The organism is uncultured Fretibacterium sp. (genome assembly GCF_963544685.1).
Lineage (GTDB): Bacteria > Synergistota > Synergistia > Synergistales > Aminobacteriaceae > CAJPSE01.
Map to the genome: position 1 here is coordinate 1 of NZ_CAUUGJ010000007.1, position 15,963 is coordinate 15,963.

Annotated in this window: 15 protein-coding genes; 13 read left to right on the top strand and 2 right to left on the bottom strand. The window is 68.1% G+C overall.

The window, feature by feature from the left end; all coding sequences use genetic code 11:
• The 13 genes from ABLA28_RS01455 to ABLA28_RS01515 all read left to right on the top strand — a co-directional run.
• On the top strand, positions 1-984 hold a 984-nt coding region (locus ABLA28_RS01455), incomplete at its 5' end, for a helix-hairpin-helix domain-containing protein (RefSeq protein ID WP_347712214.1).
• A gap of 2 nt (positions 985-986) precedes the next feature.
• A complete protein-coding gene (gene gspL / locus ABLA28_RS01460; RefSeq protein WP_314716921.1) occupies positions 987-2,171 on the top strand; it encodes a type II secretion system protein GspL in 1,185 nt (394 codons plus the stop codon).
• A 51-nt stretch (positions 2,172-2,222) separates the two neighbouring features.
• Positions 2,223-2,768: a hypothetical protein gene (locus ABLA28_RS01465; protein ID WP_299302067.1), complete on the top strand. Its 546-nt coding sequence runs from the start codon at positions 2,223-2,225 to the stop codon at positions 2,766-2,768.
• Entirely contained in the window at positions 2,765-3,367 is a 603-nt protein-coding gene (locus ABLA28_RS01470; RefSeq protein WP_299302070.1) for a hypothetical protein, read from the top strand. The genes ABLA28_RS01465 and ABLA28_RS01470 overlap by 4 nt, the downstream gene beginning before the upstream one ends.
• A complete protein-coding gene (gspC, locus tag ABLA28_RS01475) occupies positions 3,364-4,341 on the top strand; it encodes a type II secretion system protein GspC (protein ID WP_347712215.1) in 978 nt (325 codons plus the stop codon). Before ABLA28_RS01470 ends, gspC begins: the two co-directional genes overlap by 4 nt.
• A gap of 15 nt (positions 4,342-4,356) precedes the next feature.
• Entirely contained in the window at positions 4,357-4,695 is a 339-nt protein-coding gene (locus ABLA28_RS01480; RefSeq protein WP_314716932.1) for a type II secretion system protein, read from the top strand.
• A 108-nt stretch (positions 4,696-4,803) separates the two neighbouring features.
• The gene (gene gspD, locus ABLA28_RS01485) at positions 4,804-6,837 is read left to right on the top strand and encodes a type II secretion system secretin GspD (RefSeq protein WP_299302079.1); all 2,034 of its coding nucleotides are present in this window, start codon (positions 4,804-4,806) and stop codon (positions 6,835-6,837) included.
• Between the two features lies 1 nt (position 6,838).
• Positions 6,839-8,413 carry an ATPase, T2SS/T4P/T4SS family gene (locus ABLA28_RS01490; protein WP_347712216.1) on the top strand — a complete coding sequence of 525 codons (1,575 nt, stop codon included), beginning with the start codon at positions 6,839-6,841 and terminating at the stop codon, positions 8,411-8,413.
• 23 nt (positions 8,414-8,436) lie between these two features.
• Positions 8,437-9,588 (top strand): type II secretion system F family protein, encoded by a 1,152-nt coding sequence (locus ABLA28_RS01495; protein WP_347712217.1) that lies wholly within the window; start codon positions 8,437-8,439, stop codon positions 9,586-9,588.
• Positions 9,589-9,970: 382 nt separating this feature from the next.
• Positions 9,971-10,399: a type II secretion system major pseudopilin GspG gene (gene gspG, locus ABLA28_RS01500; RefSeq protein ID WP_347712218.1), complete on the top strand. Its 429-nt coding sequence runs from the start codon at positions 9,971-9,973 to the stop codon at positions 10,397-10,399.
• A gap of 179 nt (positions 10,400-10,578) precedes the next feature.
• Positions 10,579-11,127, top strand: a complete 549-nt coding sequence (locus tag ABLA28_RS01505; protein WP_314716941.1) for a prepilin-type N-terminal cleavage/methylation domain-containing protein — start codon at positions 10,579-10,581, stop codon at positions 11,125-11,127.
• Positions 11,128-11,178: 51 nt separating this feature from the next.
• Complete coding sequence (locus ABLA28_RS01510) at positions 11,179-11,427, top strand: antitoxin (protein WP_347712219.1); 249 nt, start codon at positions 11,179-11,181, stop codon at positions 11,425-11,427.
• Positions 11,424-11,762, top strand: coding sequence for a type II toxin-antitoxin system PemK/MazF family toxin (locus ABLA28_RS01515; protein WP_347712220.1), 339 nt, complete (start codon positions 11,424-11,426; stop codon positions 11,760-11,762). The genes ABLA28_RS01510 and ABLA28_RS01515 overlap by 4 nt, the downstream gene beginning before the upstream one ends.
• Positions 11,763-11,802: 40 nt before the next feature.
• On the opposite strand, the gene lpxK is transcribed toward ABLA28_RS01515, so the two are convergent.
• Positions 11,803-14,097, bottom strand: a complete 2,295-nt coding sequence (lpxK, locus tag ABLA28_RS01520; protein WP_347712221.1) for a tetraacyldisaccharide 4'-kinase — start codon at positions 14,095-14,097, stop codon at positions 11,803-11,805.
• On the bottom strand, positions 14,094-15,899 hold the full coding sequence (locus ABLA28_RS01525; protein ID WP_347712222.1) for an ABC transporter ATP-binding protein: 1,806 nt from the start codon (positions 15,897-15,899) through the stop codon (positions 14,094-14,096). Before ABLA28_RS01525 ends, lpxK begins: the two co-directional genes overlap by 4 nt.
• Positions 15,900-15,963: the final 64 nt, after the last annotated feature.

Consider the following 15,963-nt stretch of genomic DNA (forward strand, 5'->3'; position numbering starts at 1 on the left):
GGGAACGGTATGAAGGGTTCCCAGGGAGTGAGCTCCCTGGGCGGGGTTCAGGGGCGGAGCCCCTGGCAGGGTTCTGGGCTCGCCGGAGCGCGGAGGCGGGGGTTCGTGCTGATCTCGGTTCTGATGCTGGGGGTCCTGCTCATCTCGTGTGCTTCGGCCTTCGCATGGTTCGTCCGTCTCCAGGTCCGCAGCGCCCTCAGGGAGCGCGTCGCGCTGACGAACCGCAGCATGGCGCAGGTGCTCACGGCCTCCGTGATCGGCGCGGTCTCCAAGCTGTCCGGGGAGACCGATGCGGACAGCCCGCTTCAGGAGTGGTACAAGCCGTTCATCCTGCCCGCGGACGACATGGGGCTCTGGGCGGTTCGGGTGCTGCCGCTCGACGACAAGATCCCCGTCCGCAGCCTCTTCCTGCCGGACAAGAACACCGTCCGGGGCGAGATGAAGCGTCCCTGGGAGGACCTCTGGCAGCGGATGGGACGCCGGGAGCTGGCCGTTGTCGCGCTGGACTTCATGGACGCGAACGACAAGGCCCGGGTCGGCGGCGCGGAGCGCGGGAGCTTCATCAACCGCCCGCCGCTCGACATCTCGGAGTTCCTGCTGTTGGAGGAGGTGACCCCCGAGCTCCTCGACGGCGTCCCCGGGCGTCCGGGGCTGGCCGACTTCTGCACGGTCTGGAGCGGGGGCAAGGTCAACCTGAACGTCGCGCCGCAGCGGGTCCTGGAGCTCCTGCCCGGACTGGACGCCTCGCTGGCGGACCGGGTGACGGAGTACCGGAGGCGGAACATCATCAGGAGCCTGAACGATCTGCAGAAGATCCCGGGGCTCTCCCCGAAGGTCTCCACGATGCTGACCAACGTCGCGGGCTGCAAGAGCCGCTATTTCTCGCTCCATATCGAGTTCCTGGAGGAGTCCGCGGGAGGGACGGCCTTCGACATCGTCTTCGACAGGTCGGACGAGAAGATCGTCCGTTGGGAGGAGTTATGAACGTGATTCTGAAAGGGACCTCCGATCTCGAGAACATCGACCTCCATCGCGTGGCGGGGGGTGCGCTGCGGCGCGTCTCCGCCGCGCCCCCGTCCCGCCGCGTCCGGCGGGCCGCGGTCCTCGTCCCGATGCGCTCGCTCTCCGTCTCGCCCTTCTCGTTTCCGTTCGGAAGCGTGATGCGGGTCCGGGAGGCGCTGCGGCTTCAGACCCTGCCCTTTTTGTCCTGCGCCCCGGCGGGCGGTATGGAGCTCTTTCCGACGGTGCTGGAGCGGACGCCCCGCAGCAGCAGCGGGGTGGTCTGGTATGCCTCGGCCGCGGAACTCGATTTCCCGGAGCCGCCCGACGGCCTTTCGGCGCTCGTCTGGCCCGCGCCCCTGCCCCTCGTCTCGCAGGTCGGCGGCACGGGCGTGACCCTCTGGGCGGACGAGGAGAACCTCTGTTCCCTGCTGTGGAGCGAAGGGCGCCCCGTGCTCTGCCGCTGGCGTTCCCGGTCCGCGGGAAGCGCGGAGTCCGAGTTTGCCTGGTATGACCGCTATTGCCGGGCCCAGGAGCTGGAGAGGGGCGCTTCCTTCGCCCTGGACGCGACGGATCCGGGGAGCCTGGAGGCCCTGGGCGGGATCGTCCGGGAGAGCCTGGCCCGCTATCCGTGGATCGGGACAGTGAACCTGTCCCGGACGGCTTTGGAGGGGGCGGTGGGGCTCGAGCGGTCCGTTCGTCTCCTGACCCGCGTGGCCGGGTGGGCCCTTCTTCTGGGCATGCTGGTGCTGACGGGGGGCGTTCTGAAGTGGCATCAGGCCCGGGGCGGCGCCGAGGCGGCGCGCCTGCGCTCGGAGGCCCTGTATCGGGAGGCGTTCGACGCCGAGCGGACGGGGCGGATCGCGAACCCCGTCACGCTGGCGCGCGACCGCATCGCCGAGCTGCGGGGAAGCGACGCGGAGGGACGGAGCCTGGAGGACGCCCTGGCGGAGCTCGGGTCCGTCTTCTCGGAGAACCCCAGCATGGACGTGACCCTCGACGTGCTGCGCTATAATGCGGAGGGCCTGGACTGCACCGGTTCGGCCCCGGACATGAGCACCGTGCTGACCTTCCGCAAGGCCTGGGAGGGCCGGGCGGCCCTGTCGCAGCTGGACAATACGCAGAGCGTCCCCGGACTGGGGTATCGCTTCGACCTCAGGGTGCGATGGTGAGGGCGCGATGGTGAAGGATAGGATGGACGAGATGGCAGCGGCGGTGGAAGCATGACGTTCAAGACGTGGAATTTCGATGTGGGGCTCGGCGCCGCCCGTTCGGTCGTCCGGGGCGAGGTCGCCGGGTCGGTTCGGCTTGTGGCCTTCGTCCTTCTGGCGCTGGCCGTGTGGGTGGCCGTCTCGTGGACGGCGGATTGGACGGCCGCGTCGGCCTCGAGCCTCGCCGTCCAGGAGGGGCGCTACCGGACCCTCGTGGCCCTGGCCGAGGAGTATCGGGCCCTGGCGCCCGCCGCGGGGTCGGGGACGGAGGCCGTCGACGTGCCGACCGTCTTCACCCAGGTCTCCGAGCGCATGTCGCTGGGCAGCCGGGTGAACCGGATCGCGCCCGACGGCAGGAACCAGTCGATCGAGGTGAACCGGCTCTATGCGGAGGAGCTGACGGAGCTGGTGCGGGAGCTGTCCGCGCGCGGCGTCCATTTCCTCTCCTCGGAGATCCGGGCGCTTCCGGCCGGCCAGGAGCGCCTGTTCACGGTCTCCGCGATCATCGGCCCCCTGGGCGCCGAGGGGCCGTCCGCGCGGCGGGAGCCCGACCGATGAGGCTCCTGAAGCGGGCGCTCAGGGCGCTGATCCTTTTGGCGGGCTTTCTGGCGGCCCTGTGGGCCTTCATGCCGTGGCGCGAGGTCGGCTCGTTCGCCATGGCCTTGGCGGCGTCCCGCATGGAGCGCCAGGGGATGACCCTGACCTACTCGGGCGTCGAGGATGTGCGGGGAGGCTTCTCCGTCCGGGACGTCACCCTCAGCGGATTCACGCGCTTTTCCTGCGCCTCCATGACCCTGCGGCCCGATCTCCTGGCCTCCCTGGCGCTCCTGGCCCCCGTCTGCGAGGTCGCCTTCTCGAGGGGAAGCCTGACGATGGGACAGCCGATGGCCTTCGGGGACGGGAGGTTCCTCCTCACGGCGTCCCCGACGGAGGTGTCCTTCGAGGAGCTCCGGACGGACGGGGACTTTCGGATTCGCGGCTTTCTGACGCTCGACCTGGGGAGGATGAAGATCGGCCGGGCCGAGGCGGAGCTTCTCGTACCCGAGGCCTTCGAGGAGAACATGGAGACGCTTCGCAACTTTCTGCCCCTGGAGAAGGAGGGGGACGGCCGGTGGTTCCTGCGCCGCTCCCGGCCCGAGGGAGGGTCGGCCTCGTGAGCGCGAATCTGTTGAACGGACTCAGGGGCGGTCTTGGCGGCGCGTGGGCGCGCCTGCGCCGGAGCGGACGCCGCGGTGCTCCTGCGGCTACCGGGCGGACGGGGCCGGAGGGAGGGAGGCTCTATGCCCTGTGGCTGTGGGTCCTGCCCCTGCTTCTGGGCCTGGCCCTGGGCTGGCTGGCGTCGGTTTGCATCGGTATCGGCCTGGCCCGCTCCGGCGGGGTGAAGGGGCCCGCTCCGGACGCCGCGTCCGAGGGCTCCGACGAGACGGCGAGGCAGATGAAGCGGATGGACGGCTTCCTTGCGGCGAACCCGTTCCGCATCTCGCCGATGGTCACGGCGCCCGAGCCGGCCGCGAGGAGCGCCGACGTCGTGGTCACGGGGTCGCTGGCGACCGCCGTGCTGCGCGGCACGCTTCCCCGTGCCGGGGCGTGGCTGGAGGACAAGGGAAAGCTGAGGCTGGTGCTCGTCGACACGAGCTTCGACGTCTACACCCTCAAGTGGGTGACCTACCGCGAGGCGGTCTTCGTCAAGGGGGAGGAGCGCGTCGTCAAGCAGCTCCTCTACGGAGAGCCGGGGCTTTCCTCCGCGGCGGCCGCGCCCGCCTCGGACGCCGCTCCGGTCAACGTCCCGGTGGGCAGCGTCGTGGCGGCCAAGCCCGGGGAGCAGGAGGGGCAGGTGCCCAGCGGGCTCGTCAACGATCTGGTGCAGAACCCGTTCGACGAGCTCAAGAAGATCCGCCTGAGGCCGATGGACGGGGAGGCGGGGCTCGAGATCCAGTGGATTCAGGAGGACAGTATCCTGAGCCAGCTGGGCGTGCGGAAGGGCGACGTGATTAAGTCCGTCAACGGCATCCCCTTCACCAACATGGGGGACATCGCGAACTCCATCAACTCCCTGATGAACAGCGAGCGCTTCGACGTCGAGGTGACGCGGGACGGGAAGCCGACCGCGCTGCGGTACGTCGTGCACTGAGGCGGGGCGCATCCCTTGGCTTCGCGCCGCGCTTTCACGCTGATGGAGGTGCTGGTCGCCGTGGCGATTGCGGGGCTCGTGATCGCGGCAGGATTTCGGCTGATCGGGCTGTCGCTGCGCTCCCTGGCGGAGGTCCGTCTGGAGCGGGAGCTCGTCGTGGCGGCCCGGAGGATCTGGCTCGAGTTCCGCACGAAGGAGGACATGCCGGACAAGGGCGAGAAGGACGGGGTCTCCTGGGAGACGGAGCTCGATTCCGTGCCCGTCGTGGGCGACATGGAACTGCCCTTCAGGAGGCTCCGGGTGACCCTGCGGGGGCGCTCGATGGTCCTGTACCTGCCGCAGCAGGGACGATGAAGATGCAGTATGGAGGATGCAGCCTGCCGTTTTTGTGGAAGGGCCGACACGAGGACCGGCGAGCGCGGGGACGGAGGCTTCGGATTCCGGCAAGGGGGAACGATTCTTTTGAAAGAGCTTCACGGTAAAATTCACGGTAAATTTCTGTTGGCGCTGCTGACGGTGTCCCTGCTGACGGGCTTCCGTCCCGCCCTGGCCCTGGCGGCCCAGGAGGACGGCGCCCCGGGTGCGGCGCAGCTCTCGGACGCGGAGGAGAAGGACCTGGTCGCCGCGGCCCAGGCCATGCGCAAGGCCGGGCTGGTGCAGTTCAACTTCAAGGACATGGAGCTGGTGAAGTTCGTCCGGTTCATGTCGGAGCTCCTCCAGGAGAGCATCATCGTGCCCCCGGGCACCTCGGCCAAGATCACCATCATCTCGCCCCGTCCCTCCTCATTGAGCGAGGCGCGGCAGATCATGCTGTCCATCCTTCAGGTATACGGCTTCTCGCTGCAGAAGATGGGCGACGGCTACTCCGTCATGCGGCAGGGCGGGGTCAGCCCCTCGACCGGCGTGGGGCGCGGCAAGGGCGGGCCCGAGTACGGAGAGGAGACGGTGACCTACGTCGTCCCGCTGGACTACGTGACCGTGGATTCGGTCGTCCAGGCGCTCCAGCAGGCCTTCGCCCAGACCGTCGTGGTCCTGCCCGTGGGCAACGGGCGCGACGTGATGCTGCAGGGCCGGGCGACGGACGTCAAGAAGGGCGTGGACCTCCTGCGCAAGCTGGACACCCCCTCCAGCGCGCGGTTGAGCCGGACCTTCTCCCTGAAGTTCGGGGACGCGGCGACGGTGGCCGCGCAGCTCAACGCCATCGCCCAGACGGGCGGCCCGCTCCAGGGGCTCTCCGCGGTGGCGGACCCCATGAGCCGGAAGGTCGTCGTCGTCGGGGACCGAGGGGCCATCTCCCAGGCCGCGACGATCGTCAAGGAGCTGGACGTGGACTCCAAGGCGGGCGACTTCCACGTCTACAAGCTGCAGAACATCGATGCGGAGGCGGCGGCCGAACAGCTGGGCAAGGTCCTGGCCGCCTCGGCGATGCTCCAGCCGAACCAGGAGGGCAAGTACCCCCCGACGGTCGTGCCCGACCTGACGACCAACAGCCTGATCTTCGCGGCGACCCAGAGGCAGTACGACGCCCTGAAGAAGGTGCTGGCGGAGATCGACGTCCAGGCCAAGCAGGTGCTGATCCGCGGGTTCATCGCGGAGGTCAACGTGACGAACCTGAACCGCGCGGGGATCGACTGGTCCATCGTCGGCGGCCAGATCTGGGACAACGTCATGCTGGGCGGCATGGGCCAGCTGGGCGAGGGCTCCATCCCCTCCCAGTTCATGGGCTGGTTCTCGGAGCTCTCCAAGAAGCAGGAGCTGATCGAGCGCAACGGGTCCACCTACTCCGTCACGAACTACAAGCCGCTGGCGCTGGTCTACGCCACGATTGATATGCTGAAGAAGTACGACGCGGTGAACGTCCTCTCCGTGCCGCGCCTGATGTGCACGGACAACCGGGAGAGCGCGTTCCAGGTGGGGCAGGTCATCCCGGTGCTGAAGGGCTCCACGTCGGACCTCTCGAACCCCGGCGCGCTCCAGCAGAACTTCGACTACAAGGACACGGGCCTGACCCTGACGGTGACGCCCCACATCCGCAGCGGCAACGTCGTGGCGCTCGACATCAAGCAGACGACGGAGGACGTCCTGACTGCCACGGGCTCGGTGACCCCCGTGACGGCGAAGCGCGAGGTCAAGACCTCGGTGATCGTGGGCGACGGGGAGACCATCATCCTGGGCGGCATCGTCAAGGAGACGGAGAAGTCCCTGCGGCGCCGCGTCCCCGGGCTCTCCTACATCCCGCTGATCGGCAGCCTGTTCCAGAAGGTCTCGAAGGAGAAGGAGAAGATCGACTTCATCATCTTCCTGACGCCGCAGATCATCTCGGACGCCCACCAGATGCGGCAGGCGACCCTTCAGGCCTCGGGCGTCCCCTCGTCGGCGGACCTGACGCTCTCCGAGCCCGTCAGCACCGATCGGGACATCGAACTGAGCCCCGTGGAGACGGAGGTCGACCGCCGGTTCCGCGACCTCTACCGGGACAGCCTCAAGAGGCGCTGAGATGTCCGTACCGGAGACCTTGAAGGAGCCGGAGGCGCTGAGGGAGGAGGTCCGGCCCCTTCCTCCCGCCGAGGCGGCCCCGGCCGCCGACGGAACCCTTCCCCCGCTGCCGGAGGCCTCCGCGGTTTCGGAGCTCCTGCCGGAGGGCATGGGGCTCGACGTGCTGCGCTCCGGGCGTATCGTCCCGCTTCGGGTCGAGGACGGGGTGCTGATCGTCGGCGCTTCGGAGCTCGCGGCGTGGCCGCGCGCCCAGATGCTCGGGGTGGCGCTGGGGTTCCCGGTGGATCTGGAGCTGCGGACCGAGAAGGAGGTCTCGGACCTGCTCCACACGCTCTACGACCTGCGCAGCGTTGCGGCGGACGAGGCCGCGAAGAAGATGGAGGGGATCGACGACATCGACGACCTGAGCCGCGAGGACGTGCTGAGCGACTCGGTGGACGTGCCGGTCATCCGCCTGGTGAACGGCCTCTTCGTCGACGCGCTCAGGCAGCGCGCCACGGATATCCACGTGGAGCCCTACGAGGACGAGGTCCTGGTCCGATTCCGGGTCGACGGGGTCCTCCAGGACCGGCTTCGCCTGCCGCGGACGCATCAGGCGCCCCTGACGAGCCGCATCAAGGTCATGGCCAAGATGGACATCGCGGAGCACATGGCGCCCCAGGACGGCCGCATCGGCATCACCCTGGGCGACCGCGCCGTGGACATCCGCGTGGGGCTCGTTCCCACCCAGCACGGCGAGCGCATGGCCATGAGACTTCTGGACAAGGGGCACGGCCTGCTGACCCTCGAGGACCTGGGGATGGAGGAGAACGAGCGCGCCGTCCTGGAGGGCCTGATCCGGCGGCCCCACGGGATGATCCTCTTCACGGGCCCCACGGGCTCGGGAAAATCGACGAGCCTCTACGCCATCCTTCAGGCGCTGGCGCGGCCGGAGGTCAACATCATCACGGTGGAGGACCCGGTGGAGTACGCGCTGCCCGGTGTGGCTCAGATCCAGGTGAACGAGAAGGCGGGCGTGACCTTCGCCTCGGCGCTGCGCTCCATCCTGCGTCAGGACCCGGACATCGTCATGATCGGGGAGATGCGCGATTTCGAGACGGCGCACATCGGCGTGCAGGCGTCCCTGACCGGGCACCTGGTGCTCTCGACGCTCCACACGAACGACTCCATCGGGGCGATCGTCCGTCTGGTGGACATGGGCATAGAGCCCTACCTCGCCGCGAGCTGCATGATCGGGACGGTGGCCCAGCGCCTGGCGCGCCGCCTGTGCCCGCACTGCCGGCACGAGGTGGAGCCGCCCGCGCTGATGGCCAGGCAGGGCCTGGAACGGGCCTGGGCGCCCACGGGGTGCCCGGAGTGTCACGGCACGGGCTATCGGGGCCGGATCGGCCTCTATGAACAGTTCGTCGTGGACGAGGCGGTGCAGGAGGCCTTCGTGAACGGAGCCTCGGCCTCGAAGCTGCGGGAGGTGGCGCGCGGGAACGGGTTCCGCACCCTGTGGGAGATCGGCCTGTCGGCCGTCGCCCAGGGCAAGACCTCTCCCGATGAGCTGGTCCGCGTGGCCGGCGAGGATTAGCCCGGAGGGCCGACGGGGGAGACATGCCTTATTTCAGCTATTCGGGATACGACGCGAAGGGGAAGCAGACGAAGGGCACGATCGAGGCGTCGTCCTCGGTCCAGGCGGTGGAGCGCCTGACGGAGCGCGGCGTCGTGGTGGTGGACGTAGCCGTGGCCGAGGAGCGCAAGCGGGCCCAGGCGGTCCGGCCGCTCTCGCTCGAGGCGCACATCTTCTTCTGCCGCAGCCTGGCGTCCTATCTGAAGTCGGGACTGCCCCTGGCGGACTCCCTGAAGATCATGGCGCGCCAGACCCGCGACAAGCACATGAGCGCCGCGTTCGCGTCGCTGCTCTCGGCCGTGGAGGGCGGCAAGAAGTTTCACGCGGCCCTCTCGGAGAGCGGCGCGTTTCGGGAGAGCCTGTGGCGCGTCGTGGAGTCGGGCGAGCAGAGCGGCTCGCTGATCTCGGTCTTGGAGCAGGCGGCCGGCCAGTTCAAGCTGGAGGACGGGCTGAGGCGCAAGATACGGAGCGCCATGACCTATCCCCTCGTCATGGCGGTGGTCGGGGTCGGGGTCGTCGGCTTCATGCTGACCTACGTCGTCCCGAAGATCGCCGCCCTGTTCCAGGACATGCACCAGACGCTGCCGCTGCCGACCCGCATCCTGATAGCCATGTCGTCCTTTCTGACCTCCTACGGGCTCTGGCTGGCTTTGGCGCTGCTGGTGCTCTGGCTCTGGATGAAGCGCAGCGGAAGGAAGCCGAGCCTGCCCTTCATGCGGGGCGTCCGCGAACGGCTGACCCTGGCCCTGGTGACGTCGCATCTGTCCACGCTGCTGCGTTCGGGGATTCCGCTGGTCCAGGCGCTTCGGATGACGTCCTCGATGGACGCGCACTCGCAGCGCTGGCTGGACGCGGCGGAGCTGGTCAAGGCGGGGCACCGCTTCGACCGCGCGCTGGAAAAGCAGGGGTTCCCGGAGGAGGTCGTCGTCGTCATCCGGGTGGGAGAGATGGGGGGCGAGCTCGCGGAGGCGCTCTCCAACGTGTCGGAGCAGTGCCGGGAGATCGCCCAGGCCAGGATGGAGCGGATATCGACGCTGATGGAGCCGGCGATGGTGCTGATCCTGGGATTCTCGGTGGGGTTCATCGTGCTGGCGATATTGACGCCGGTGTTCGACCTGGCGGGAATCGTGAAATAATTCCAATTCTACATCAGTCGTATACTTCGTTTAAGCAGGCGACCAGCTTCCTGCGGCTGCAAGCCGCAGATGCTGTGTCGATCGCTTACGTCGAAGCGAAGCCTGGTGGCTTCGTCTTCGACGTTGCAGGCAGCCGCCTGGTGAAGAACCTAAGCGACCCGCTCAACTCGTTACGCTTGTTGGCGGTCTGCTTATTCGCTGCGGTTCGCAAAAGCCGCCTGATGAAGAAACTAAGCGATTCGCACGGCGCATACTGCGCCGGCTCTCTGCTTATCGTCTACGAATGATTTGGAAATGGAATAATAAAACGGAAAACGGCTGCCGGGGGCGCCGCCCTCGGCACCCCGATTGTTAAATAAAGAAAAAATTTGGAGGCTTAATGATGAAACGAATGCGTATGGCCCGCCGGGCGGGCTTCACCCTGATCGAGATCATGGTGGTGGTGGTGATCCTGGGCCTGCTGGCGGCGCTGGTGGTGCCCCGGATCGGTTCGCAGGTGGACGAGGCGAAGCGCACGACGGCGCGGACGCAGATCAAGGGCCTCGAGGATGCGGCGGAGCTGTACCGGCTGCACAACGGCTTCTACCCCAGCACCCAGCAGGGGCTCGACGCACTGGTGAAGGCGCCGACCACCTCGCCGGTTCCCAAGCGCTACCAGGAGGGCGGGTACATCAAAAGCGTCCCCGACGATCCCTGGGGCAATCCCTACATCTACCGCAACAAGAACGGCCGGATCCAGATCGTCAGCACGGGCCCGGACGGCGAGGAGGGCGGGGAGGGGAATAACGCCGACATCACCAACGACGACTGATTCCAATTCTAAATCACTCGTATACTTCGTTGTTTTTGCTCGCCTTGCTCGACGTACCTGACTACGTACGCCTGGTGAAGAACCTAAGCGACCCGCTCAACTCGCTACGCTCGTTGGCGGTCTGCTTATTCGCTGCGGCTCTCAAAAGCCGCCTTGTCTACGAATGATTTAAAAATGGAATGGCTTGGAGGGGACGAAGGACGCGCGTGGGACGCCTCGATAAAACCCAAAAAAACAAAAACGGCCGATCGGCATTCACGCTCATAGAGATCATGATCGTGCTGGCGATCGTCGGCCTGCTGGCCGGGATGGTCGTCCCGCGCATCTTCCGCTACAGGGAGCCTCCGGCCGTCCGGCTTCAGCGCACGGTCGAGGAGGCCTCGAACCTCGCGCTCTCCGGGGTGTCCATCCGCCTGAAGCTGGAGCCGGTCGAGTCCGGCGGACACGGCAGCGTGCGCCGCGGACGGATCGCCGCCGAGGCGCTGACCAAGGCGGAGGACCCCGCTGTCCCCGGTCGGGAGACGCTCGCCTGGTCGCCCGTCAGGCTGACCTACCCCCCCGAGGGCGAGGACTGGCGCCTCGACCCCGAGATCGTTTATTTCTACACGGACGGCTCCTGCACGCCCGCCCGCATCTCCTGGACGCAGCCGGACGCTCCGGACTCGGACGCCGAGACGTTTCTGCTGACCGTCACCGGCTACCTCTTCGAGCAGGAGCGCCGGAGGTGACCCCGTCTCCCGCTATGCTATACTGAAAAACAGGACAAGGGGGGATATTGAATGGCGACGACAGTCAATTTGAGGAAGGTCGATGGTTCCGTCATGCTTCCAATCCCTCCCGCCATTCTGGAGCAGGCGGGGCTGGAGGTCGATATGTCCGTGGCCCTGCAGGTTCATGAGGACGGCGTCATGCTCCGTTCCGCGAGAAAAAAATACTCTCTTGACGACCTCCTGACAGGTGACTTCCGGCAGGGACCGGAGGAGAGGGCCTGGACGGGACGGGTTTCCGGAGGGCGTGAGCTTTTGTGAAGCATTCTGCAGGGCGCGGGGATATCTTTTGGGTAGACTTGGACCCGTCCCTGGGACACGAACAACAGGGGCGTCGTCCTTGTCTCGTTCTGACGACGGAAAAATTCAACGGCCTGACAGGGGTCCCCGTTGTCCTGCCCATCACGACAAGAGGTCTCTTTGCAAGAAAAAACGGCTTTTCCGCAGAATTAAATGGAGGAAAAATACAGGGTTGCGTGCGCTGCGACCAACCTTCTTCGGTGGACCTCGAAATCAGGAACGCGCAGTACGTCGAGACCGTGTCCGAGGATTTTATGGAGGATGTCTTGGCTCGCGTCAGAGCGCTTTTCGAATGACGCCGCGTAGTCGAGCGGGCGGCGCGCGGGGAATGAAGCCTCAGTTTTTTCCAGGCCTTCCGTCCCGCCCCCGCAGCCTCTCGTAAAGCGCCTCCCGAACATCCCATCCCAGGGCGGAGGCGGCGTACTCCACCACATCGGCCAGAGCCCCGGGCGCGCCCATGCGCCGTCGCCCCGCCGCGCTCATCCTCGCGAACAGCTGCGGGTCCCCGAGGACCCGCAGCGCACCGTCCGCAAGCGCCTCCGGCGTCGCCTTCACCAGAATCTCCGCATCCCCCAACAGCTTCTTCTGAACCCTCTTGCCCTTCTCGTCGATCGAGACCACGGGGATGCCCAGCCCCGCACAGAGCTGATTGGCCGTCCCTCCCAGCCCGAGCAGGAGCGTTGCGCCGTCCGCCGCCGTCGCCACAGGTTCGGAGGTGAGGGCGACGCACAGTGCCCCGCGCCTCAGGGCGGGGACCTCGCCGGGCCCGTCCGTCCCCTCGGGCGCCCAGCCCGGGCAGGAAGCGACCAGGCGGGACGCCGAGAGGGTCGGGGCCAGCACCATCCGAAAAGCGCAGGGCCGCGCCGCGTTCAGGAGGACGGCGGCCTCCAGCAGGAGCCGGACGTCCTCATAGGCTCGAGGGCGGCTCCCCGGCAGCAGCAGGACCGTCGGGACGTCCCCCGGCCCGGGGGGCAGCGGGGCCGGGCAGGGCGTCCTGTCCCCGAGGAGGTCCATGATGGGGCTGCCGGCGCAGAGTGCGTCGGCCCCGGACCCTCTGAGCTGCGCGGCGCTCTCGGGGTCGCGCGTCCAGGCCCGGAGGACGAGGCGCCGGATCAGGGCGCGCTCCAGGCGCCAGTGCCCGCTCAGATGGACGGTCTTGGCGGTGGCGACGAAGAGCGGCCTGGCCCCGCAGCCCCACAGGGTGTGGAGGAGCAGGTAGACGTCCCCCACGCACAGCGGCGTGCGCACGAGGCCCCGCAGAGCGCCCCAGGCCCGGAGCTGGTCCCGGACGTGGCGCAGCAGCCCGGCCCTCATGTCTCCCCACAGGTCGCGGAGCCGGTACTTCACCACGCCGCCCGACGGCGTGACGGACGGTGCGGAGCACACGGGAAAGTCCGCGGCCCGATAGGCGTCCCCGCGCCCCACCAGGGGAAAGGTCAGGACCTCCGAGGCGGGGAAGCGCGTGCGGAGCCGCTCCGCCAGCAGCACGCCGATCGCGTCCTCCCCATATCCGTTCGAGGCCACGACGAGGCGCGGCCTCAGCATGTCGGCCAGAAGGGAGAAGAAGCGGTCCGGCTCGTCCAGGAGCGCGGCCACCCGGGGCACCCGCAGCGGGACCGGCGGACGCCAGTCGGCGGGGAGGTTGTAGAGGTCCTTCTCGGTGCAGGTCAGGAACTCCGCGCCGCACCGGGCCCGTTCGGCGGCAAGCTCCTCCAGGTCGTGGCTCCGGTAGCGGTGATGGTCCTTGAATCGGCGCTCGCCGACGACCCGGAGCCCCTCGTCCCTCAGGGACCGGGCGAAGCTCTCCGGGTTCCCGATCGCGGAGAAGGCCAGGACGGGAGTGGCGGGCGCCGGGGACTCGCAGGGGTGCAGCGCCCCGTCCCATTCCGCCCAGCCGTCGATCCGGAGCCTGGAGGTGAGGATGCGCTCGGCGGGGACATGGCGCTCCACCGACGCTCGAAGGTCGGCCAGGGCCCCCGGGTCGGCCTGGTCGACCTTGGTCAGGACGACGAGGTGCGCTCTCCCGAGGGCGGATATGGGCTCCCGCAGAATCCCCGAGGGGATCAGGGTCCCGTTCCCGAAGGGGCAGGTCGCGTCGATCAGGACCACGTCGGCGTCCCGGCCCAATCGGCGGTGCTGGAAGGCGTCGTCGGCGATCGTGAGCCCGACGCCGCGCCGTCGCAGCTCGCGGACCCCGTCGATGCGGATCGGCGTGATGGCGACGGGGACGTCGGGCAGCCGCTCGGAGAGGAGCAGGGGCTCGTCGCCCGCCGCGCTCCGGTTCCCGTTCCCTCCCTCGACGACCAGGACCGTCCCGGACGGGGCCCGTCCCCCGCCGTACCCGCGGCTGACGATGCCGACCCGCACTCCGCGGTCCCGCATGGCACGGGCCAGCATATCGACGAACGGGGTCTTGTTCGTGCCCCCGTAGGTGAGGTTCCCCACGCTGATGATCGGCAGGGGCGGCTCCTCCGTCCGCTTCAGCCCATGCCGGTACAGAAGGTCCCAGAGCCCGACGACGATGCGGTTCAGCCAGGACGCAGGCGTCAGGAGTGCCCAGAGCGGCGAGAACCGCTCCCCCCGGACGTGGCGCATGTAGCCGCGGACGATCGCCCTGCCCAGACGGGTCATGGCAGGGCTTCCTTGCCGGTCTCGTCGAACTGCAGGCGGTGGAGCCGGGAGTAGAGCCCGTCCTCCCGGATCAGGCTCTCGTGCGTGCCCTCCTGGACGATGCGGCCGCCCTCCAGCACCAGGATGCGGTCGGCCGTTCTCACGGTCGAGAGCCGGTGCGCGATGACGAAGGAGGTCCGCCCCGCCATGGCACGGTTCATCGCCTCCTGAACCTGGTGCTCCACGGCCAGGTCCAGCGAGGAGGTGGCCTCGTCCAGGATCAGGATGCGCGGATCGCGGACGACGGCGCGCGCGATGGCGATGCGCTGCCGCTGGCCCCCCGAGAGGGTGACGCCCCGCTCGCCGACCTCCGTGGCGTAGCCCTCGGGCAGCCCTTCGATGAACGCGTCGATATCGGCGATGTGCGCCGCCCTGCGGATCGCCGACATGAGCTCGGGGTCGTCGAGAGGGCTGGACTGGGGATCGGAGGGGCGGCCGGGATTGCGGGCCGGCAGTCCGTAGGCGATGTTGAAGGCGATGGAGCCCTTCATCAGCACCGACTCCTGCGGGACGATGCCGATCTGGCGCCGCAGCCGCGGCAGAAGCAGGGTGTCCGCCTCGTATCCGTCGATCAGCACGCGGCCCGACGTGGGGTCGTAGAAGCGGGGGATGAGGTCGACCAGGGTGGACTTGCCCGACCCGGTCGGACCGACGATGGCGACCCGCTCGCCCGGACGGACGGAGAGGCTGATGCCCTTCAGGATCTCCTGCCCCTCGGTGTAGGAGAAGCGGACGTCCTCGAAGACCACCTCGCCGCGGAGCCGCCCGGGGTCGGTCCGCGCGCGGTCCGTCGATTCCGTGGGGGTGTTCAGCATCGCGAAGATGCGCTCCGTCGCGGCAAGCCCGGTCTGGAGGGACCCCATGCGGCTCATCACGGTGCGGATGGGCTGGACCATGAAGGCGATGTAGCCGATGAAGGCGATCAGCTCGCCGGGCGACAGCGACCCGCCGATCACGCTCCGGCCCCCGAACCAGAAGACGATGGCGAGCGCGCAGATCAGGAACACCTCGATCACGCCGGAGAGTGACGCCTGGATGCGCACGGCGCGGAGCAGCGCCTCGAAGTTCTCGACGTTGCCGCGCCGGAACCGTTCGAGCTCCTGCTCCTCGGTCGCGAAGGCGCGCACGACGCGGATGGCCGAGAACGCCTCGGCGGCGATGGCGGTCAGGTCCGCCAGCCGCTCCTGCACGCGGTGCCCGGCCCTGCGAAGCCGGCGGCCCGCAAAGACCAGAAGCCACGCGACCACGGGCAGCACGACGATGATCAGCAGGGTGAGCCGCCAGTTGATGAAGAGGATGAAGAGGAACATCCCGACGAAGGTGACGGCGTTGAAGACCAGCTCGACGAAGGTGTTGGTGACGAGGTTCTGGAGCGTCGCCACGTCGCCGGTGATGCGGCTCATCAGCTCGCCGACCCGGGAGGCGTGCAGCGTGCGCAGCGACATGCGCTGCATGTGGTCGTAGAGCACGATCCGGATATCCATCACGACGCGCTGCCCGACGTCGTTCATCAGGTACTCCCGCCCGTAGAGCGTCATGGCCTTGAGGACGAAGATCAGGATGACGGAGACGCAGATCAGGTTCAGGGCAAACAGGTTCTTGGAGATCAGGACGTCGTCGACCACGCTCTTGAAGAGCCAGGGGGGAAGAATGTTGAGCCCCGAGGAAGCGAGCATGAAAAACACCGCTCCCGCGAGGCGGTAGCGGTAGGGTGCGGCGTAGGCGGCCAGCCGACGTGCGGCGCCGGGGTTCTGTGCCGGCATGGATTACCTCCTTGAAAAATATGCAGGACCTGGGGGCTCCGCCCCCAAGCCACCGGCCGGGGGA

Excerpts from the sequence above, each read along its gene's own strand:
- ABLA28_RS01465 (WP_299302067.1), top strand. The coding sequence starts at position 2,223 with ATGACGTTCAAGACGTGGAATTTCGATGTGGGGCTCGGCGCCGCCCGT.
- ABLA28_RS01470 (WP_299302070.1), top strand. The coding sequence starts at position 2,765 with ATGAGGCTCCTGAAGCGGGCGCTCAGGGCGCTGATCCTTTTGGCGGGC.
- ABLA28_RS01490 (WP_347712216.1), top strand. The coding sequence starts at position 6,839 with ATGTCCGTACCGGAGACCTTGAAGGAGCCGGAGGCGCTGAGGGAGGAG.
- ABLA28_RS01495 (WP_347712217.1), top strand. The coding sequence starts at position 8,437 with ATGCCTTATTTCAGCTATTCGGGATACGACGCGAAGGGGAAGCAGACG.
- gspG (WP_347712218.1), top strand. The coding sequence starts at position 9,971 with ATGAAACGAATGCGTATGGCCCGCCGGGCGGGCTTCACCCTGATCGAG.
- ABLA28_RS01505 (WP_314716941.1), top strand. The coding sequence starts at position 10,579 with ATGGCTTGGAGGGGACGAAGGACGCGCGTGGGACGCCTCGATAAAACC.
- ABLA28_RS01510 (WP_347712219.1), top strand. The coding sequence starts at position 11,179 with ATGGCGACGACAGTCAATTTGAGGAAGGTCGATGGTTCCGTCATGCTT.
- lpxK (WP_347712221.1), bottom strand. The coding sequence starts at position 14,097 with ATGACCCGTCTGGGCAGGGCGATCGTCCGCGGCTACATGCGCCACGTC.
- ABLA28_RS01525 (WP_347712222.1), bottom strand. The coding sequence starts at position 15,899 with ATGCCGGCACAGAACCCCGGCGCCGCACGTCGGCTGGCCGCCTACGCC.